This is a genomic window from Mucilaginibacter terrenus (assembly GCF_003432065.1).
In the GTDB taxonomy this organism is placed as follows: domain Bacteria; phylum Bacteroidota; class Bacteroidia; order Sphingobacteriales; family Sphingobacteriaceae; genus Mucilaginibacter; species Mucilaginibacter terrenus.
This window is the reverse complement of sequence record NZ_QWDE01000002.1, coordinates 313,110-333,417: the sequence shown is the minus strand read 5'-3', so window position 1 is coordinate 333,417 and position 20,308 is coordinate 313,110. Positions and strand designations below refer to the sequence as shown.

Sequence of the window (20,308 nt, the reverse complement as noted above, 5' to 3'; positions counted from 1 at the left end):
TTTACTTAAAATGTTACTGAGATTGTACCACCGAAATAACGAGACGGAGGTGTTTGTCCCAAGCCTGTCAGACCAATAGCGTTACCGCTTGCGCTTCCGTCACCATCACTATACTCAGGGTCTGTGTACCTATTTGATTTAGGAGTGAACAGGAATAAGTTACGCCCTTGTACACTTAATGTTACCCCCTTAATAGCTTTAGTTTTAGAGAATAATGATTTTGGCAGATCGTAAGCTAATGATGCTTCACGAATTTTCCAGAACGCACCGGAGTATACATAGTTAATATCTACCGCGTTACGTGAAGCATCTGTCCAATAACCGGTACCACCATCACGTACAGTGATATTAGTGTTAGCTACATATTGGCCGGTAGTTGCATCAAGATAAGATGAATTAGGAATAACAAAACGGTCGCGATTGTAGAAACCACTTACGTAAGATGAACCAGAGAAATCTAAAGTGAATGCGCCCCTGTTGTACACGCTGTAACCACCACGGTATTCAGCTAACGTAGAGAAACGGAAACCCTTCCACCTTACGCTTAAGTTCAAACCTAAGATGTCTGTTGGGTTTGCGTTAGCTAATACGGTTATCTGATCCGAAGGAGATGGATAACCTGTGATTGGGTCAACAATTATGCGGCCCTGGTCATCGCGTTTAGCATCGTGACCCATAATAACCGGGAACGATTCTCCGGCCTGAGCATAAGAACCAACACCTGAACCATAAGTAGCAAGGCTTAACCGCTGGATATCAGCGCTGATAGATTCAACCCTGTTTTTGTAATGAGCATAGTTCGCACCGATAGTAACATCCCAGTCGCGGTTACGATAAGCTGTGAAGTTAATTGATGACTCGATACCTTTTGAGCTTGTTTCACCTACGTTAGTACGGAAAGTGTTAAAGCCCGTAGCTGTAGACACCCCTGTCTCAATTGTTTGAGCAGTTGTCCTAGAGCTGAAGTAGGTAAATTTAGTAGCAATTCTGTTGTCCCAGAAGTTAGCATCGAAACCAAGTTCGTATGCTTTGGTGATTTCTGGTTTAAGGCTGTTAGATACAATGGTGTTACTTAAAGAAAATCCACCCTGGCCATTGTAAGGGAAACCTGAATTTTGGCTGAAGGTTGGCAATAAGGCATAAGAACCAAAGTTTGAGCCTAAGTTAACCTGACCAACTTTTGAAACACCACCACGAAGTTTGATGAAGTCAATGCCTTTAATATCCTTTAATTCACGGAAGGCATCGGTAACTACGAATGATACGTCTGCAGCCGGGTAGAAGAATGAACGGTTCTCAGGAGCTAAAACTGAAACCCAGTCGTTACGGCCTGTAGCATGCAAGAACAAATAATCTTTGTAACCAACTGTCAAATCACCGTAAACACCCTGTTGGTGCGAAGTGTAATAGTTAGATGTAGCAGTTGGCACGTTTGTACTGTTAGACAAGTTGAACAAACCCGGAACAACTAATCCGTTTACGGTTGCCCTTAAGTCTTTTTGAGTATCATTACGTATACTAGCACCCAAGATCAATTTGAAGCTGAAGTCTTTTACATTTTGACGAATACCAATCAAGAAGTCAGAGTTAACACGTGTGTTGTAAAACGAATAATCTTCGTTAGATCCCAATATATCAGTTCTTTTGTAAGTACCTGCAAATTCAGGACGAGCAGAAGACTTTACATAGTCATTAAAGATGAACTTGTCAACAAATGTTTTTTCAGTTTGGTTACGGGTTGAGATACCAACGCGGTAAGTGAAATCTAACCACTTAAGCGGGTTGTACTTTAACTCCACATTACCTACTAAATAGTCATTCCTTGTTTTGCGACGGTTATTGTCGGCAATAAAATAAGGGTTGTTATAGTAAGCGTTAAAATAACCATTAGGATTAGCATACTCATTGTTTCTCCAGTCTTTATAGCTGGTGATGTCAATCTGACCAGGGCTGTTCAGCAAGTTATCATAGATAGTTGCAGTTTGGCTGGTTTGGTCATAACGATTTTGAGTATAGCCAGCGTTATAAGTCAAGTTAAGGTTGTTGTATATCCTTTGCGTGCCATTAACCCTTAAGTTAACGCGGTCAAATTTATCTCCCGGAGTTGTACCGCTAATTTTTGCATACTGACCAGAAGTATAAATGGTAGAACGGTCATTACCTGATGACAAGTTAAAGTCGGTCTGGTTAGTTAAGCCATTTTGCCAGAAATCAGTTTTTTTGTCTGACCATTGGTACGGCAGCATCTGCTGATCACCGTTAACAAGCGGCAAACCAACCGGCCTTACTACGCCGTCAAACGCAGGACCGTATTGTTGATTTTCATAGGCAATGTACTCTTGGATGTCACCAGTAGAACCTGAGCCAAATCCTTTTTGAAATTTAGGATTGAAAGATACCTGCTCGATTGTGGTAGTTTGAGACACACGAATAGAAGTATTACCGCGCTGACCTTTTTTGGTTGTAATGATTAACGCACCGTTTGATGCCTCAGAACCATATAACGCAGCAGCACCGGCGCCATTTAGCACCTGTACGTCTTCAATATCTTCAGGGTTGATGTTGCCCAGAATAGAGTTAGGCACAATTACGTTATCTACCACAACAAGCGCTTCGTTGTTACCTTTTAACGAACGAAGACCGCGCAGTACGATACGGTAGTTAGGGTTAACACCGCTGCTGGTAGCACTAATACGTAAACCTGCAACTTTACCGTTCAAACCAGCAATAGCGTTAACAGGCTTTGCAGCAGTTAAAGCCGACGGGCGAATTGTAGTTGAGTTGTAACCTTGCTCTTTCTTACGGGCTTCAATACCACCGGCTGTTACAACAACCTCGCTCAACTGGCTGGCGCTTGAGCTTAATGAAGCATTAACCACGTTGCCAGCACCAACAGCTAGCTGCTGCCTGCCGAAACCAATAAAAGAGAAAGTAAGAGATTTTGCCGATGCCGGCACACTTAAAGAGTACTTACCCGTTGCATCGGTTTGAGTACCAACGGAAGTTCCTGTCACTGTAACACTTACCCCAGGCAACGGCAAGCCGTCATCCTTTGAAGTAACTGTACCAGTAACCGTACGATTTTGTGCATAAACCTGGGTTACGCATAACATCAGGAAACACAAACTTACTAGTAGAAGTTTTTTCATGTTTGTTAATAATAAGATCAGTTAATAGTTAATTAATCATAAAAGTAGTGTTACGGTATCAATAAATCAAATCATTTCAAAAAAAAAGGGCGTTTTTGTTAAAAAAAGTTAAACAAATAAAAAAAACTGATAAATTTAGTACTATGTATTGCATAATACATTCTTAAACATATATCTTTGCATTATGATTGTTGAGAATACACAAACCCAAATGAGGAAAGGCATACTGGAGTATTGCATACTTTCCATTATAGCGCAGGGTGAGATATATGCTTCAGACATTATAGCTGAACTTAAAAAGGCCCGCCTGCTTGTGGTAGAGGGTACCTTATACCCGCTGCTTACCCGATTAAAAAACAATGGCTTACTATCTTACAACTGGGTGGAATCCACCTCCGGCCCACCGCGAAAGTATTACGTATTGAGTGAGGAAGGCCGTAAAGTGCTGGAACAACTGGATACTACCTGGCAAGAGCTCTCTTTTGCAGTACAAACTGCTATCGGAGAAAGAAAAAAATAACTACTCTATAAACCATCACCCATCATGAATAAGACTATTATTATAAATATTAACGGCACCGTCTTCCATATTGAAGAAGATGCTTACGAAATACTTAAAGCGTACATGACCGATGTTACGCGCCACTTTATGAACTCGGCAGACAGCCTGGAGATAACCACCGATATTGAGAACCGTATTGCTGAAATGCTTACCGAGATACTGGTGCGCGAAGGCAAGCAGGTTGTTGTAGCACAGGATGTGCGTTATGTTACGGAACAAATGGGCTCCGTGGCTGATTTCGAAGCCGAAGCTAACGGCGAAACACATGGCGCTGGCTTTTCAGCGTTTGCTGGCGCTAATCGCCGCCTTTTCCGCAATCCCGACGAACACTTGATAGGTGGCGTTGCTGCCGGTATAGCCAATTACTTTGATATTGATGCAATTTGGGTCCGCCTTGGCTTTGTGCTCCTATCGGCTATGGGCGGTTTTGGCTTGTTACTTTACATAGTGCTCTGGATAGTTGTACCGAAAGCGGTTACCCGTGCAGACCGTATGGCTATGAAAGGCCAGCGCCTGGACCTGCAAGGATTTAAAACAAATTTCGAACAGGAAATGAGCACATTAAAAGGTAACCTGCACACCCTAAGCCACGATGCCAAACCGTTAGCTTACAAAACCCGCGACTTTGCAGGCGATGTATTCAGCCATACTGGTTCGTTCATACGCACGGCAGGCAAACTGGTTTTTAAAGCTTTCGGTATAGCCATTATTGCCTCATGTTTTGCCGGCATTATAGCCCTTATAGTAGCTATCATATCTTTTGTGGTATATGGCAACCCGGGTATGCGTCACGTGTTTCCGTTTAATATTGTAAGCCATGATGTGAATACTATATTCCTGGTATGCACATTCCTGATGGCGGCCTTGCCTTTGCTGGCTATTATGCTTGCGCTCATCAACGTTATCTTTAAAAGCAACAGTATTGGCCGTACAACCGGCACAGCTTTGTTAATGACCTGGGTTGTAGCCCTGTGTATAGTTATCTATTACACAGCAAAAGCGGGTGCAAACTTCCGTGAGGGTGCCACTATCAGCCAAACAATCAAGATAGCGCCGATGGCAGACAGCACTTATTATTTAAAGCTGAACGATGTTAAACTCCTCTCTCGTGAGGACAGCGTAAGGTTGAACATAAAGGGCAAGCTGGACGGCCGTGTTATTTTGGATGACGATTATGATAACGACATGGATATGCCAAACAAAAACATCGACTTATATATAGAACGGGCTGATGTTGCACAGCCTACACTTGTAGAATCGTTCACGGCACGCGGGTCAGACTACCAGGAAGCGCTGGATAACGCCCGTGGCATCCGTTATCAATTTGTACAGCAAGGGGGGACGCTTAAATTTAACCGCCGCTTTGAAAAAGACGAAAACCAATACTGGCGCGCGCAGGAAGTGCATCTGACACTTAAAATGCCGCTTAATTCCAAACTGGTTATTGACGAATCGCTGGGCCGCTTCCTGCACGATGTTGATATATGGGCTTGCAAGAGCGATAACAAGCAGGACAATGCAACTTCTGCCAAGTTCATAATGACTGAAACTGGTCTGCAATGCAAGGTAGACACGTTGGTTATACCAAAAACTGATAAGCGCCTGGCACCCGCAGACACCACAAAGGTCGACACCGTAACATCCGGCAACTAACAACATGAAAACCTTATACAAGTATATAAGCCTGCTGATCATCGGCGGGCTTATATTACCTTTCTGCTCCTCCGGAATAAAAATTTTTTCGTCATCAGTACCGCTGCAAACACAACCGCAACAGGTTGTAAGTGAATACCAAAACAGCTTTTCTGTATACCCTACCGTAATAGAAAACCTGTTCCCCGTGCCTAAAAATCAAAATAGTTTGTAACCTACTGCCTCTTTTGAGCATCTTATACACAAACGCACAAACAATAATTAACAACCACAAACCCTACCATATGTATAAATACATCTCCGCTAATACTTCCCGCAGCCGCAGCTAACACCTGCCCGCAAGGCTGAACCAACTCAAATTTTACCGGCGCTAAAAAAATCGGGGGATTGCCCCGCAGGAACTTTATTGCCCAAATTTTACTAAACATGAAAAAACTTATCCACTCTCTATATATTCTATTGGTTGTGCTATTTGCCGCTAACGCGCAGGCCCAACCACAAAATAAACAACAGCAAACGCTTAGCCTTTCGGGCGCGCTGGTAAACGAACAAGGCAAACCACTGGATTACGCAACCGTTACCCTGCTGCGCGCAAAAGATTCCTCTGTTGTAAAAGGCACCTTAACCAGCGAAAGCGGCACTTACCTGTTCGACAAGCTGCAGGCCGGCAAATACATTGTTGCGGCTACCAACATTGGCTACAAAAAAACATACAGCCCAACTGTTGATGTAAATGGCGAACTGGCGAAAACTATGGTACCTGCAATTAAAATGCTGCAAAGCAGCCAAAGCCTGCAAACGGTTAACGTGGTAGCAGCCAAGCCACTGATAGAACGAAAAATGGACCGCACCGTAATGAACGTGGAGAACAGTGTACTTGCAGCAGGCAACTCTGCGCTTGAAGTGCTGGAACGTGCACCGGGTGTATCTATAGATAAAGACGACAACATCAGCCTCAAGGGGAAGCAAGGGGTTACTGTGATGATAAACGACAAGCTTACCTACATGTCGGCTTCGCAGTTGACAACCATGCTAAAGTCGATGGATGCATCAACTATACAGTCTATCGAGATCATCACCAATCCATCTGCTAAATATGATGCATCAGGTAACTCCGGCATTATCAACATAAAGCTTAAAAAGAACAAACAAACCGGTACCAATGGCAACCTGAGCTTAGGCGTTGTTAAAGGACGCAACTGGCGAAATAATACCAGCCTGAGCCTGAACCACAAACAAGGCAACCTGAACCTTTTTGCTACATTAAGCCGCGGCGACCAAAAACGCGAGAACATCCTGAACATTGACCGCCGGGTAGACAGCGCGCAAAGCAGTACTTACTTTAAACAACGTACCTCGCTTTTATCAGAAGTACATTATAATAACTACCGTTTTGGGGCTGATTATGCCACATCGTCAAAAAACACCGTTGGTTTTGTAATTAATGGCGATTACACTAACGAGTATAACAACCCTAATAAAACAACAACGCAGCTGGGCCGCACACCGGATGCAAACGACTCCTACCAAACAACACTTGCCAACATTAAACAAACTTACCGCAACTTTGCGGCTAACGTTAATGATAAACTACAGCTGGATACCAACGGACAAGAACTGAGTGTAGATTTAGATTACTCTATCTTCCATAATGGTTCCGATGCCCGTTACGAAACAAACTTTTTATTGCCCAACGGTTCAACACAGCGCCCGCCGCAGTTTATACTTAACCAAACCCCGGCAACCATAACCATCTGGACACAAAAGGCAGACTATGCGCTACCTTTAAACAAAACCATGAAACTGGAAGCCGGTGTAAAGTTTAGTTCTGTAAAAACAGATAACGACTTGCAGGCGCAGATAAACAGCGGCGATGTATTTATAAATGACACTAGCCGAACCAACCACTTTATCTACGAGGAAAAGATTGCCGCCGGGTACTTAAACCTGAACAAAAGCTTTAGGAAAACTTCGATACAGGCAGGCTTACGTGCAGAACGCACTTCATCAATGGGAGATTTAGTTACCAAGAACCAGGTGGTAGACCGCAAGTACCTTAACTTTTTCCCGAGCGTGTTCATTAATCATACCCTGTCTGACAAGCATGAGCTGGGCATCAGCTACAGCCGCCGAATAGACAGGCCAGGATATGATCAGCTGAACCCTTTCCGCTTTTACCTGGACCAGTATACCTATGAGCAGGGCAACCCGTTCCTGAAACCACAATACACCAACTCTTTTGAGCTGAGTTATACCTATAATAAGACTATAAACGTAACATTAGGATACGCTAAAACTACAGACGTAAGTACAGAGATCATTCTTACTGACACTATTAGCAAAGCCACTTACCAAACCCGGCTTAACTTAAATACACAAAACTCTTACAACATCAACATTAACTCGCCGTATACCATTAGTAAATGGTGGACAGGTAACGTAAACTTTAATGGTTTTTACCAGCAGTACAAATCTGCGGATCTGTTAGGTGCTAACCTTAACAATGGCAAAGCCACCTTTATATTACGTACTACCCAAACCTTCATGGTAGCCAAGGGGTGGAAAGCCGAAGCTTCGGGCTATTATCAATCGCCATTATCCTTTGGTATATTTGACATAAAGCAGCAATATGCGGTTGATGCCGGTGTAAGCCATTCCTTCTATCAAAAGAAGATGAATGTAAAGTTTGCCGTGAGCGACATTTTTAATACCCGCCGTAATGCTGTGAGCAGCCACTACCAAAGCGTAAACCTGGATGTGCACCAGAAAAACGAAACACGTTTAGCCAGGCTTACCTTCACTTATAACTTTGGCAATAGCAAAATCAAAATGCGCCAGCACCAAACCGGTGCCGATGACGAAAAGAACAGGGTAAAGAGCGGTAATTAACACGCCCCGTTAGCAGTTGGCAGTTAGCTGTTTGAAGTTTGCATGTAATAATGCTACCAAAAAACAGCAAACTGCCTTTTTATTATTGAACCAGCTGCAAACTGCTTACCGCCCACTGGAACTACTGCCCCACCATGAACACCGCGTTGCTGAACAGCAGCTTACCGTTTTCCCAGAAACTGCGAAACAATGGATCATCAGCAAGGTACACTACAGATCCGCGGCCCATTTCCTGAACGCCGATCACCATACCATTTGCCATTTTCTTTTTGGTTTCGGCACCCACAAAGCCGGATACATACGCGTTGCCCTTTAAAGTACCAACGTTCCATCCGTCATCGTCGCCAAAGTAGTCGTATATCTGGTCGTTCATCTTAAGCGTGTAGTAAAAGTTTGGCAAGCCGAAACCCAGGGGATGTGTATTATCAAGGTTAAGCTTGTAAATAGCACCCGGGATGTTTGATGAGATAGCTTCACGCTCCCGGTTGGCATACAACTTGGTTTGCTGCTGTTTATCTTTAGCTTTTTCATCCTTTTTATCTTCTTTACGTTTCAGCCCAAAGTCTTTTTTGTCGGCCAACAACGATACGGCGTTTTCCATTGCTATTAACCTGCCACCATCTCGTATCCAGCTTTGTAATTTGTCTGACGGGAAATTATCATAACGCCCATCTGCAAAAATAGCTACGTCGAAGTCTGCTATTTTGGTGCGGTTAAGGTCCTGGTAGCGCACAAGGCTTATAGGATAGCCTATCTGTTGTTCAAACAAGTGCCACACCTCTCCCATCGACTCTGAGTTCACACCATCACCGGCCACCAGCATTACCCGGGGCTGTTTGATGTAGTGTACCATATCCGATCCTATGTCATAACCCTTGTCCACAAAGCCGGATGTCAAAGGTGTAAGTTCGTGCTCCATTTCGGCAGCGGTTGAAGTAACCACCTGGTCAAAGTCTGCACGATCGTTCCCGGCTTTGGTGATAAGCAGCGAACCCGCCATGAATTTTTTCCCGGCTGATTCGAACGGTTGTTCTGCGTACCGCACTTTTATACCCTTCTTTAACAATGCCGACAGGAACCTAACATCAGCAATGGACTGCCATGCAGATACATAAGCGTAAGCCTTAGTATTAGTAAGTGCTTGTGGTTTAATAACATTCCAGGAGGTAGTTGCCGGTTTTAACGACTCCTTTAAGCCATAAGCCCGCAGCCCGAAAGCATAAGGGAGCGCCCAGGCAGTAATATCATAAGTGGCCGAATCTGCAATAAAGGTTTTAGGCTCCATTAACACATTTAATAATACAGCTTTAGATTGCGCTGCATTAATCACCAGGTCATTGCCATCTACACTGGCCGTTTCGGTTTTACCGGTAAAATAATCAAACCCGGTAACGCTTTTTGAAGACAACCCGTAACCAAATTTTATACCATTGCGGCTAAGCATTTCGGCCAGTTTGCGTGTCTTCTCGTTATTATCGTTCTTCACAACGTAGGTCTTAAACTCTCCGGGAGGATTGGCGATCCCATTATCATGAAACTTCTTGAACTCGCTTAAAAGCTTTGAAGCGTTTGCTGATACCGTTTGTATAGTGCTGATGCTGGTAGAATGGTGATGTGCCACGCGTTGCACAAGGGTAAGTGTATCGCCGCTGCGGGTTTGCACGGCAAGCCCCGCGCCAATACCGCCTTGTTCGTAGGTCATGCCTATTGCGCCATTGTACAACGGGTAGGTATCGCCATAAGATGGGTACAGCAGATCAAATATCTGTTTGGTAAAGTACATCCAGCCATTCTTATCAAAATCTTTTGCGTTACCCTTTCCAATGGTCACCTGAAAATCTCGCTGCCATTGCGTAATATCTTTATGAAAGGGTTCTGCAGCAGGTGCAAAATAATAAGGCGCGTTGTAGCCTTGCTCGTGGTAATCAACATGCACCTCGGGTAGCCATTGGTTATACAGGCCAACGCGATTCTGCGTTTCTTTTTGCGCCTGCCATGCCCAGTCGCGGTTAAGGTCAAAGTAGTAATGGTTTACCCTTCCACCAGGCCAGGGCTCAGCGTGTTCGCGCGCGGTTGGCGTAGGGTCTGGTTTGCCTGCTTTTACTGAGTTATAGAAGTTAACGTAACGGTCGCGACCATCCGGATTTAAGCAGGGATCTATCACCACCAGCATATTCTTAAGCCATTCTTTATTTTGAGCGTTCGCCGGGTTCACCAGATCATATAGCGTCCACATAGCTGTTTCGCTGGATGCAGGCTCGTTACCGTGTACGTTATAGCTGAGCCAGAGTATCACCGGCGCGTTAACAAGGTTTGCCGTTCCGCTTTCCATACCTGCAAGCTTCAGATTGTTATGACGGATATCTTCCAATCGGCCAATATTCTCGTTAGATGCTATAAACATGGCCAGCTGCGGGCGCCCTTCGTTTGTAGTACCAAATTGTTGCAGTTTTACATTTTTAGATGCCTGCGCTACATATTTAAAGTATTCTACAATGCGGTAATGTGGGGTAAACTGCTCTCCAAGCTGGTAACCCAGGAACTCCGCAGGAGATTGTATGCTCTGCGCGTAGGTTGATGCCGTAAAAACGAGTGCGGTAAAAGCAAAAAGTAGCCTTTTCATCATATTTATATAATTAAGGAGTGATGCAATGGCTAATCTAATAATAAAAGCAATTAAATTCTTTTGTCGATAACTACTAAATGCCAAAACAAGCCACTTTAAACGAGATTTTTACAGAACAACACTGCCGCTACAGTCTTTTTGCGTGATGACGGCAACAAGCGTTTACTAAGACCAATTCGAACTATAATGAAATTTACTGTTTCGGATTGTTTTACTTTTTAACTGTTTCGCTATACAAATTAAAAAGCTTTAAAACTCAACAACACACTTATCTACAACAGCTTATAAAGTTCAAGTAAAGCTTTTCTACTGTTTCGGTTTGTTTCGGCCAAAAATACAATTACCTCATTAATAGGATTTTACAAAAGGAGGGTGTTTCGGGTGTTTCGCTTTCAACCGAAACACTTTGTAGTAAACATCTTATCAGCAATGCTTCAAAAAAATGCACATTTGTAACGGCAAATGGAACCTTTAGCAGCGCTTAAAAAATATTTCGGGTACACACAGTTCAGGCATTCGCAGGAAGCCATCATTAACCATGTGCTGGATAAACGCGACGTAATGGTGTTAATGCCGACAGGCGGTGGTAAATCTATTTGCTACCAATTGCCTGCAGTGCTGCTGAACGGGCTAACAGTGGTGATCTCGCCGCTTATCGCCCTGATGAAGGACCAGGTAGACAGCCTTAACCTAAGCGGTATACCTGCCGCGTTCCTCAACTCCAGCCAGTCGCCGGAAGAGCAACGCGATATAGCGCTGCAGCTCCAAAACAACCAACTACGGCTGCTATATATAGCACCGGAGCGTTTATTTGGTGCCGAAAGCAGGTTAATGACTTTTTTAAAGACGCTTAACGTAGTACAGATAGCTATTGATGAAGCGCACTGTATATCTCAGTGGGGACACGACTTTAGGCCGGAGTATCTTATGCTTGCAGGTTTAAAAACGGAGTTCCCCGATGTGCCTGTAATTGCCCTTACCGCTACGGCAGACAAGCTGACTCAGAAAGACATCCTTGATAAACTTAACCTGAACCATCCGGCGGTTTTTGTTTCCTCTTTTAACCGCGAGAACATCACGTATCGTGTTATCCCAAAAAAGAACAGCCTGCAGCAGCTCACCAACTTCCTGAACGAGCGAAGGGAAGAGTCCGGTATTATTTACTGCCTTTCCCGCAAATCTACCGAAGAACTCGCAGATGACCTTAAACGTGCAGGCTTTGCAGCAGAAGCATACCATGCCGGGCTTACCCACGAGGTAAAAGCCAAAAATCAGGAGGCATTCCTGCGGGACGATGTCAGGATAATGGTGGCCACAATTGCCTTTGGCATGGGTATCAACAAGTCTAATGTGCGTTACGTAGTACATGCCGATCTGCCCAAAAATATCGAAGGGTATTACCAGGAAACCGGCCGCGCAGGTAGGGACGGACTTGCATCAGACGCCCTGCTACTGTATTCACCCGGCGATGCAGTAAAACTGAAGCGTTTTGCTATGGTTGATGACAACCCACAGCAAAGCGCCATAATGCTAAAGAAGCTGGACGATATGGTAAACTACTGCCAGCTGCATGCCTGCCGCAGGCAGTATTTACTCAACTATTTTGATGAGCAGTTCCCCGATAATTGCGGCTCCTGCGACTATTGCCTCAGCGAATTTGAGAAATTTGACGGTACACTCATCGCGCAAAAAGCTTTATCTGCCGTGGTCAGGTTAAAAGAGCGTTTCGGGGTAAATTATATTATTGATTTCCTGCGCGGTTCAAAAGCCGAAAAGATACGGGAGGAGCATAAACAACTTAAAACCTTCGGCGCAGGTGCCGATATCAGCAAAGCTGACTGGCAGCGCTATATGCGTGAACTTATAGCACAAGGCTATTTACGCGTTACCGATGATGAGTACGTATCCTTAAAACTTACCCCTAAAAGTGAACTGGTGCTAAAGGGTACGGAAAAAGTAGAGCTGATCTCTTCACAAACCATAGAAGAACGTAATGCGGCCACACTAGAATTTGAACCACAGCTCCTGGCCGATCTCCGGAAAATGCGCTACGACATGGCGCAGCTGGAAAATGTAGCACCGTACATTATCCTTTCTGATGCCGGTTTGCAAGAGATGGCGACCTACCTGCCGCAGAAGATGGAGGAACTGAGGCAGATCTCTGGTTTTGGCGATATTAAACTGGCAAGATACGGCAGAGAGTTTCTGCAGGTAATAACTGGCTACAGTAAAGCGAACGGACTAGAGTCGCGCATTAACTTGAAAGCAGCAAAACCTGTCCGTAAACTCAAAATCGATAAGGTTCCCGAAACGGCTAAAGTAAGCCTGGAACTTTTTCGACTTGGCAACACCGTGGCCGAAATAGCTTCTGCAAGGAGCCTTTCTCCTATCACGATAGAATCGCATCTTACTATTTTTATACAAACAGGCGAACTTGATGTACATACATTTGTTGATGAGAATAAAATACCAGCCATTAAGGACGTAATAGATAATTATGGAAATGAGCGCCTTGCTCCATTAAAAGAAGCATTAGGCGATGATTACACGTACTGTGAAATTAAGGCCGTTGTGGCTTATTACAAATTTAAAGCAGCGCAATTATGATAACCATCCCAGACCTATACGCTATATACCAAAGGCACCCTGTTATTAGTACCGACACACGGAAGATAGCACCCGGCAGTTTGTTCTTCGCGCTTAAAGGTGATAAGTTTGACGCCAACACTTTTGCCGAAAAGGCTATAGAAGCTGGTGCTGCTTACGCAGTAATCGACAACCCGGAGTATGCTTTAGACGAACGTTACCTATTGGTAGAGGATGGCTTAACAGCGTTGCAGCACCTTGCGGCTTATCATCGTAGCTTGTTAGATATACCTGTAATAGCGCTTACAGGCAGCAACGGGAAAACCACCACCAAGGAGTTAATAAACGCTGTTTTGTCGCAGCGATACAAAACGCTTGCTACAATCGGCAATCTTAACAACCACATTGGGGTACCTTTAACTTTGTTAAGCATTAGTACTGCCCACGAGATGGCCATAGTTGAAATGGGGGCTAATCACCAAAAAGAGATTGCGTTTTTGTGTACCATAGCTCAGCCTACTCACGGGTTAATAACAAACGTGGGTAAGGCGCACCTTGAAGGATTTGGCGGTGTAGAAGGTGTGAAGAAAGGGAAAGGCGAGATGTACGACTATCTTGTCAATATGCAACCGGAAGACACTACAGATAACAGAAGAATAGCTTTCATCAATAGTGATGATGCCATTCTCTTATCCATGCAGCAAGAGCGTGGACTCACCAATGCAATTTACTACGGCAAAAACGATGACGAAAGAAACCTTATCAGTGGTAAGCTGGTTGACAATTCACCATTTTTGGTAGTAGATTGGAAGGACAAGTTTTGTGGTGAAAGCTTTACCATTGCATCTAACCTCACAGGTGCCTATAATATAGATAATATACTGGTCGCCATTTGCATAGGAGCAACATTTGGAATGAGTACCGCCGAGATAAACGATGGTATTGCAGGCTATCATCCTACAAACAACCGGTCTCAAATAGTGCAAACTGCAACAAATACCCTTATCTGCGATCTGTACAATGCCAACCCCAGCAGCATGTTTGTGGCCATTGACAATTTAGATAAGATGGCAGCTGCGCGTAAAGTACTTATTTTGGGAGATATGTTTGAAATGGGTGAAGAATCAGCTGAAGAACATACAGCGGTAATTAAAAAGGCCCTTGACGCAGATGTACAGGAACGTATTTTCATCGGCCAAGATTTTGCTAGCCAGCAAACGGAAGTCAACGGGGCAGGAATAACTAGCAGCACTTTCTATTTAACCGCTGAAGATGCTATTGCGGGATTGAAGAGCAATCCAGTAACTAACGCTACCGTTCTAATTAAGGGCTCGAGGGGAATGGCGCTGGAGCGATTGATAACGTTATTGTAATCAGCTTTTGAGCAGCAGATCGGCAACTTCTTCACCAACCAGGCTACCCATGGCTACTCCCATGCCATTGCACCTGACAGCGCAGAAAACGTTAGGCTTTACTTGCTTTACTATTGGGCTTATATCGCCACCAAACCCCATAATACCACTCCACCATTGCTCCACCTCAAACGGTTGATCGGGGAGGATGTTATCTTTCAAATAGGTTAGCAAGCTTTGGCGCACAACATCCGTATGGCCAAACTGATGTGTCTCTTCATCTTTAAAGTCGAGGTTTCGGCCACCGCCAAATAGCACACGCCCATCAATATTGCGAAAATAATAGTATCCTTCGTTGAAGTGATAGGTCCCTTTTAGTTTTAAGCCTTGTACCGGCTTTGTAACTAGTACCTGCCCCCGGCCGGGCACTACATCCAGTTCCGGATAAAGTTGGTTGACGAATGCGTTTGTAGCCACTATGACCTTGGTTGACTTGAATAAACCATTTGAGGTTTGCAGTAAAATGCCGCTACTGTCCTCATCAATCGTATTGATCTCACAATTATTGAGTACCATAATATCCTCAGCATAAACCCGGTTAAGCAATGTGCGCATCATTTTCCCGGTATGCAGCTGCCCCTCAAACGCGTTGTAGATCATGTGGCTTACGCCTTTTATGCCAAAATCGGAAATCTTGCTGTTTGCAACTGAATAAATGTCAGTAGCACCGATGGCATTCCTTAGCAAGTTATTTAACAAGCTAATTTTATCTATGCATTCTTCCGCATGGCTCTTTTGTTCAGCGAAGAAAATCTCGTTTCCTCCGTGCTGCTGGTAGTCTATATTAGCATCACCCAGATTTTTTCTTAAACGATGTAATCCCTTCCATTTATAAGCCGCTAAACGTGCTACCTCTTCCTCCGGAGCATGCTTTAAAGCTTCTAATTGTTCAGAAACCGTCCCAAAACACGCAAAACCAGCATTTTTTGTACTAGCGCCGCTTGGCAAAAAACCTCTTTCCAGCACCAACACCTTCAGCTCAGGTTCGCATTGCTTTAGATGCAAGGCCGCACTTAAGCCAACCAGCCCACTGCCAATTACAATAACATCTGCATTGCCAGTAAAAGCCGTACGCTCCCAATAAGAAAAGTTTGCCCCATCCATACTCATCAAATGTAAAAAGTAAAAGCGCAAAAGCTAACAGCAGTGTGGCTTCTTCCTTTAAGATGGAATACTTTTTGAAATACATCCCTTAATAAATATAGAGCAATGTTAAACTTATCATTCATACTGGCTTTTATAGCACCGGGCTCTGCCTGGCTGCTCATGATTGTTATCGCGCTCATCAGTTTTTTTGTACAAATGCGCTTTAAAAGCAAATTCAGGCAATATGCTGAAATGCCTTTACTTTCAGGCTTGTCGGGAAAAGACGTTGCTGAGCGTATGCTAAAAGACAACGGCATTTACGATGTTCGTGTTATTTCGGTTGAAGGGCAGCTTACCGACCACTACAATCCTGCTGACAAAACTGTTAATCTTAGTCCGGATGTTTACCACAGCCGTAGCGTGGCTGCTGCAGCTGTTGCAGCTCATGAGTGCGGGCATGCTGTGCAACATGCAAAAGCTTACAGTTGGCTCAGCTTGCGGTCAACGTTGGTTCCTGTTGTTAATGTGGCATCAACCCTTACACAATGGACCATCATGATAGGCGTAATGCTGCTAATTTTTTCCGGTAGCCCATACGTGCTCGCAATTGGAGTAGCGGCGCTGGCGTTAGTAACACTTTTTAGCTTTATTACCCTGCCAGTAGAGTTTGATGCCAGTAACCGTGCATTGGCTTGGTTAAACAACAACTATTCGGTAATGCAAACCAGTAATGAGCACACACAAGCCAAGGATGCGCTTTGGTGGGCCGCTATGACGTATGTAGTTGCGGCACTGGGCTCGCTGGCAACATTGGTATACTATGCATCCTTTCTGAGTAATAGAAGGGATTAACACATGTGGTAAAAAATAAAAGGCCGCCTGGTTATTCAGGCAGCCTTTTATTTTTTAATATTATTTTTAATTATACCTGTAAGGAGCTATCAGATAAAATTCGGGTATTTGTACGTTAAATAGTGAATGATCCAGCAAACGCTCCATTTGATACTCTCCCTTCATGCTGCCCATATCTGTTTTTAAATTACAGCCTGATACGTATTCGTGGGAGTTACCAGGCTCAATTATTGGCTGCAGGCCTACAACGCCCTCCCCTTCTACTTCACGCTTGGCTCCGTTAGAATCAAAAATATGCCAGTGCCTGCTAATGAGGCGGACTGCGTAATTACCCAAATTTTCAATAACAACCCGATAAGCGAACATAAAATGATCGTTAGCAGGGTTAGAATATTCGGGTTGGTATATTGTTTCAACTGAAACTTTAACACCTTCAGTTATTGTAGTAGCCATTGTGATAAATCTCTTTGTGTCAAATATATACGATGGAAACAAATATTAAGCCATCTCTAAGGCATATTTTTTATCTACCTGGGCTAATATCTCCTCTATTTCTTCTACGGTTGCAGCCGTAACAAGTTTCATCCTAAACTCTTTAAAGTCAGGCACGCCTTTAAAGTAATTGCTATAATGGCGGCGCATCTCAAAAATACCTGTTCTTGGCCCCTTCCACTCCATTGATTTAATAAGATGGGTACGGCAAACGTCTATACGCTCAGCTATTGTAGGCTTATCAAGGTACTCGCCGGTTTTGAAGAAGTGTTTTATCTCCCTGAAGATCCATGGATATCCGATAGCTGCACGACCAATCATCATTCCATCTACTTCGTACTCCATGCGCCACGCCGCAGCCTTTTCAGGAGAATCAATATCACCGTTACCAAAAATGGGGATCTGTATCCTTGGGTTCTTCTTGATATCACGTATCAAACGCCAATCGGCCTCTCCTTTATACATCTGCGATCGGGTACGCCCGTGTATAGTAAGCGCTTTAATGCCAACATCCTGCAAGCGTTCGGCTACCTCATATACATTCTTGGTGTTATCGTCCCATCCCAGGCGTGTTTTCACAGTTACCGGCAAATGTGTAGCCTCCACAACGGCTTTTGTCATGGCTACCATCTTATCAACATCCTGCAACAAGCTTGCGCCAGCGCCACGACATGCTACCTGTTTAACAGGGCAGCCATAATTTATGTCCATCAAATCGGGCTTTGCCTGCGTAGCGATCTCGGTAGCCTCGCGCATGTGCTCAATATCACTGCCGAATATCTGGATACCTATCGGGCGTTCATATTCGAATATATCCAGCTTTTGCCGACTCTTAGCTGCGTCACGTATCAATCCCTCCGAAGAGATGAACTCGGTGTACATCATATCCGCGCCGTTTTGCTTACACACATACCTGAAAGGCGGATCGCTCACATCTTCCATAGGTGCTAGCAGCAGCGGGAATTCGCCCAGATCAATATTTCCAATTTGTACCGACATAGATTATATTCGTGCAAAATTACGAAAAATACGCTAAATGGTAAAAAGCGCTGATAATCAACAGTCACCGGCACTTCAATTTTTGATATTTACGCTGATGTCAATAGGCATTGTACTGCTTTTTAACTTTATAGCGCTTGGTATTGTAGCAGCTATTTACGGCATGGCGCCGGTAATGCAGATAAGCCGAATGGACTTCTCGGATCCGGACTCAACCCGAGCCTTATACCTGCTGCAAATCATTAGCACTACGGTTCCACTTTTTATAGCCCCTTTGATATTTGCCCGGTTTTCAGCTAAAGACACCACAACTTATCTTAAACCTACCGTACAGTTTCCCTGGTTGTTAATGATAATAGTTTTTGTAGTTATGCTGATTTCGGCACCGTTGGTAGAGGCACTTAGCAACATCAATCAACAAATGGTATTGCCTAAATTTTTAAAGGGTATTGAAGACTGGATGCGCAGCAGCGAGCAACAGGCACAAAAGCTTACCAAAGCTATACTGAGAATGGATAGTATAGGTGATATGCTGAAGAACCTATTTCTGGTAGGCTTACTTACTGCTATTGCCGAGGAGTTCATGTTTAGAGGAGTGCTGCAGACTATTATGCTGAGATGGACCGGCAATACTCATGCAGCTATATGGATAACGGCAGCATTGTTCAGCGCGTTCCACATGGAGTTTTTCGGATTTTTACCGCGCATGCTGCTAGGCGGTTTATTTGGCTATTTTGTGGCATACAGCGGCAGTATATGGCCTGCTGTTTGGGCCCATTTTATTAATAACGGAACGGCTGTTATTGTAACATATTTATTTCAGCACAAGAAAATTAAGCTAAACCCCGACGACTCGCACACTTTTAATGCGCCGGGCTATTTATTTAGCCTGATAATTGTTATACTTTTGCTGTTAGTTTATAAGAACGTTGCCCAGGGCAAAAAGCCGGCACTGAACTAAATGGAAAAGAATTGGGTTAAGATTTTTACCTCATCCAACTTTTATCAGTCAGAAATTGTTAAGCAGATGCTTACCGGGCACCATATTGACGCTGTTTTGCTCAACAGGCAGGCATCGTCGCATCAGGCTTTTGGCGATATAGAGGTTTACATTCACAAGGAGGACTTTAGCGAAGCCATTGAGCTGATGATACTGAATCAAATTAATACATGAAGACACGCGCCATCACAGGCTTCTTTTTTATAATTGTAATGCTTGCCTCGGTACTTTTGGGCCATTACACCTTCGGGGCTTTTTACCTTATACTCACTCTGCTCTGCCTGCACGAGTTTTACGGACTGAACATTAAAAGTGGTATAGAACCTAACCGCCTGGCAGGATTTGTTAATGCCGCATTTATTTACGGTGTGTTTGCATTTATTACGTACAACAACAATCCATTGGCTTATAAACTGTCTTTACTGCTCACGTTTAGCATTAGCGGGATTTTTATAGCCGAATTGTTCAAGATTTCGGTATCTCCGTTTAACAATATAGCCTACACGTTAATAGGGTTGATATTAGTATGCCTGCCGTTTACGTTCTTTCATGCATTAGCATACGTACAGGGTAGCTTTAATTTTCACTTTCCGTTGGGCTTCCTGCTGATGCTTTGGTCTAACGATACCGGCGCATACCTGGTGGGCCGTGCTTTTGGCCGTACTAAGCTTTTTGAACGACACTCACCTAAAAAAACATGGGAAGGTTTTATAGGTGGTGTTGTAGTTGCTGCTTTGGTGGGCTATGTATTAAGTCGCTACTTTACAGAGTTGGAATGGAAGCAATGGATGTCCGTAGGAATAATTATCGGCTGCTTTGGCACTTTAGGCGACCTGGTGGAGTCAATGTTTAAGAGAAGTATCAACATAAAAGATTCTGGCGGTATACTTCCCGGTCACGGTGGATTGCTCGACCGTTTTGACGGACTCTTAATAGCTGCACCAATTGTATATACTTACCTATACTTTGTTGTGAAACCTTAACTTTGTAATAGATAACCAC

15 protein-coding genes are annotated in these 20,308 nt (G+C 44.0%); 10 read left to right on the top strand and 5 right to left on the bottom strand.

Features of this window, described 5'->3' with window-relative positions; translation table 11 throughout:
- Positions 1-5 precede the first annotated feature (5 nt).
- Positions 6-3,149: a SusC/RagA family TonB-linked outer membrane protein gene (locus tag DYU05_RS12085; RefSeq protein ID WP_117383362.1), complete on the bottom strand. Its 3,144-nt coding sequence runs from the start codon at positions 3,147-3,149 to the stop codon at positions 6-8.
- Positions 3,150-3,333: 184 nt separating this feature from the next.
- On the opposite strand from DYU05_RS12085, the gene DYU05_RS12080 reads away from it, so the two are divergent.
- The 4 genes from DYU05_RS12080 to DYU05_RS12065 all read left to right on the top strand — a co-directional run bounded on the left by DYU05_RS12080 (position 3,334) and on the right by DYU05_RS12065 (position 8,253).
- The gene (locus DYU05_RS12080; protein WP_117383360.1) at positions 3,334-3,669 is read left to right on the top strand and encodes a PadR family transcriptional regulator; all 336 of its coding nucleotides are present in this window, start codon (positions 3,334-3,336) and stop codon (positions 3,667-3,669) included.
- Between the two features lie 24 nt (positions 3,670-3,693).
- Complete coding sequence (locus DYU05_RS12075; RefSeq protein ID WP_117383358.1) at positions 3,694-5,364, top strand: PspC domain-containing protein; 1,671 nt, start codon at positions 3,694-3,696, stop codon at positions 5,362-5,364.
- Positions 5,365-5,368: 4 nt separating this feature from the next.
- Positions 5,369-5,578 (top strand): hypothetical protein, encoded by a 210-nt coding sequence (locus tag DYU05_RS12070; protein ID WP_117383356.1) that lies wholly within the window; start codon positions 5,369-5,371, stop codon positions 5,576-5,578.
- A gap of 212 nt (positions 5,579-5,790) precedes the next feature.
- Complete coding sequence (locus DYU05_RS12065) at positions 5,791-8,253, top strand: TonB-dependent receptor domain-containing protein (protein ID WP_117383354.1); 2,463 nt, start codon at positions 5,791-5,793, stop codon at positions 8,251-8,253.
- A gap of 121 nt (positions 8,254-8,374) precedes the next feature.
- Here DYU05_RS12065 and DYU05_RS12060 read toward each other — a convergent pair whose 3' ends face one another.
- Positions 8,375-10,879, bottom strand: coding sequence for a M14 metallopeptidase family protein (locus DYU05_RS12060; protein ID WP_235854009.1), 2,505 nt, complete (start codon positions 10,877-10,879; stop codon positions 8,375-8,377).
- A 462-nt stretch (positions 10,880-11,341) separates the two neighbouring features.
- On the opposite strand from DYU05_RS12060, the gene recQ reads away from it, so the two are divergent.
- Both recQ and DYU05_RS12050 read left to right on the top strand, forming a co-directional pair.
- The gene (recQ, locus tag DYU05_RS12055; protein WP_117383350.1) at positions 11,342-13,486 is read left to right on the top strand and encodes a DNA helicase RecQ; all 2,145 of its coding nucleotides are present in this window, start codon (positions 11,342-11,344) and stop codon (positions 13,484-13,486) included.
- Positions 13,483-14,838: a UDP-N-acetylmuramoyl-tripeptide--D-alanyl-D-alanine ligase gene (locus DYU05_RS12050; RefSeq protein ID WP_205771871.1), complete on the top strand. Its 1,356-nt coding sequence runs from the start codon at positions 13,483-13,485 to the stop codon at positions 14,836-14,838. The genes recQ and DYU05_RS12050 overlap by 4 nt, the downstream gene beginning before the upstream one ends.
- On the opposite strand, the gene DYU05_RS12045 is transcribed toward DYU05_RS12050, so the two are convergent.
- Positions 14,839-15,981: an NAD(P)/FAD-dependent oxidoreductase gene (locus tag DYU05_RS12045; protein ID WP_117383348.1), complete on the bottom strand. Its 1,143-nt coding sequence runs from the start codon at positions 15,979-15,981 to the stop codon at positions 14,839-14,841.
- A 105-nt stretch (positions 15,982-16,086) separates the two neighbouring features.
- On the opposite strand from DYU05_RS12045, the gene DYU05_RS12040 reads away from it, so the two are divergent.
- A complete protein-coding gene (locus DYU05_RS12040) occupies positions 16,087-16,815 on the top strand; it encodes a zinc metallopeptidase (RefSeq protein WP_117383346.1) in 729 nt (242 codons plus the stop codon).
- Between the two features lie 66 nt (positions 16,816-16,881).
- Here the strand turns inward: DYU05_RS12040 and apaG are convergent, their stop codons facing one another.
- Together apaG and dusB are read right to left on the bottom strand one after the other, a co-directional pair.
- A complete protein-coding gene (gene apaG, locus DYU05_RS12035) occupies positions 16,882-17,268 on the bottom strand; it encodes a Co2+/Mg2+ efflux protein ApaG (RefSeq protein ID WP_117383344.1) in 387 nt (128 codons plus the stop codon).
- A gap of 45 nt (positions 17,269-17,313) precedes the next feature.
- The gene (gene dusB, locus DYU05_RS12030) at positions 17,314-18,306 is read right to left on the bottom strand and encodes a tRNA dihydrouridine synthase DusB (RefSeq protein ID WP_117383342.1); all 993 of its coding nucleotides are present in this window, start codon (positions 18,304-18,306) and stop codon (positions 17,314-17,316) included.
- Positions 18,307-18,343: 37 nt separating this feature from the next.
- On the opposite strand from dusB, the gene DYU05_RS12025 reads away from it, so the two are divergent.
- The 3 genes from DYU05_RS12025 to DYU05_RS12015 are packed head-to-tail and all read left to right on the top strand — an operon-like array spanning position 18,344 to position 20,289.
- Positions 18,344-19,267, top strand: a complete 924-nt coding sequence (locus tag DYU05_RS12025) for a CPBP family intramembrane glutamic endopeptidase (RefSeq protein WP_117383340.1) — start codon at positions 18,344-18,346, stop codon at positions 19,265-19,267.
- Positions 19,268-19,480: a putative signal transducing protein gene (locus DYU05_RS12020; RefSeq protein ID WP_117383338.1), complete on the top strand. Its 213-nt coding sequence runs from the start codon at positions 19,268-19,270 to the stop codon at positions 19,478-19,480.
- Entirely contained in the window at positions 19,477-20,289 is an 813-nt protein-coding gene (locus DYU05_RS12015; protein ID WP_117383336.1) for a phosphatidate cytidylyltransferase, read from the top strand. The genes DYU05_RS12020 and DYU05_RS12015 overlap by 4 nt, the downstream gene beginning before the upstream one ends.
- The last annotated feature ends 19 nt before the right edge of the window (positions 20,290-20,308 follow it).

Bases quoted from the DNA above. Each gene is read 5' to 3' on its own strand.
- DYU05_RS12085 (WP_117383362.1), bottom strand. From the start codon at position 3,149: ATGAAAAAACTTCTACTAGTAAGTTTGTGTTTCCTGATGTTATGCGTA.
- DYU05_RS12080 (WP_117383360.1), top strand. From the start codon at position 3,334: ATGATTGTTGAGAATACACAAACCCAAATGAGGAAAGGCATACTGGAG.
- DYU05_RS12075 (WP_117383358.1), top strand. From the start codon at position 3,694: ATGAATAAGACTATTATTATAAATATTAACGGCACCGTCTTCCATATT.
- DYU05_RS12070 (WP_117383356.1), top strand. From the start codon at position 5,369: ATGAAAACCTTATACAAGTATATAAGCCTGCTGATCATCGGCGGGCTT.
- DYU05_RS12065 (WP_117383354.1), top strand. From the start codon at position 5,791: ATGAAAAAACTTATCCACTCTCTATATATTCTATTGGTTGTGCTATTT.
- DYU05_RS12060 (WP_235854009.1), bottom strand. From the start codon at position 10,879: ATGATGAAAAGGCTACTTTTTGCTTTTACCGCACTCGTTTTTACGGCA.
- recQ (WP_117383350.1), top strand. From the start codon at position 11,342: ATGGAACCTTTAGCAGCGCTTAAAAAATATTTCGGGTACACACAGTTC.
- DYU05_RS12050 (WP_205771871.1), top strand. From the start codon at position 13,483: ATGATAACCATCCCAGACCTATACGCTATATACCAAAGGCACCCTGTT.
- DYU05_RS12045 (WP_117383348.1), bottom strand. From the start codon at position 15,981: ATGGATGGGGCAAACTTTTCTTATTGGGAGCGTACGGCTTTTACTGGC.
- DYU05_RS12040 (WP_117383346.1), top strand. From the start codon at position 16,087: ATGTTAAACTTATCATTCATACTGGCTTTTATAGCACCGGGCTCTGCC.
- apaG (WP_117383344.1), bottom strand. From the start codon at position 17,268: ATGGCTACTACAATAACTGAAGGTGTTAAAGTTTCAGTTGAAACAATA.
- dusB (WP_117383342.1), bottom strand. From the start codon at position 18,306: ATGTCGGTACAAATTGGAAATATTGATCTGGGCGAATTCCCGCTGCTG.
- DYU05_RS12025 (WP_117383340.1), top strand. From the start codon at position 18,344: ATGGTAAAAAGCGCTGATAATCAACAGTCACCGGCACTTCAATTTTTG.
- DYU05_RS12020 (WP_117383338.1), top strand. From the start codon at position 19,268: ATGGAAAAGAATTGGGTTAAGATTTTTACCTCATCCAACTTTTATCAG.
- DYU05_RS12015 (WP_117383336.1), top strand. From the start codon at position 19,477: ATGAAGACACGCGCCATCACAGGCTTCTTTTTTATAATTGTAATGCTT.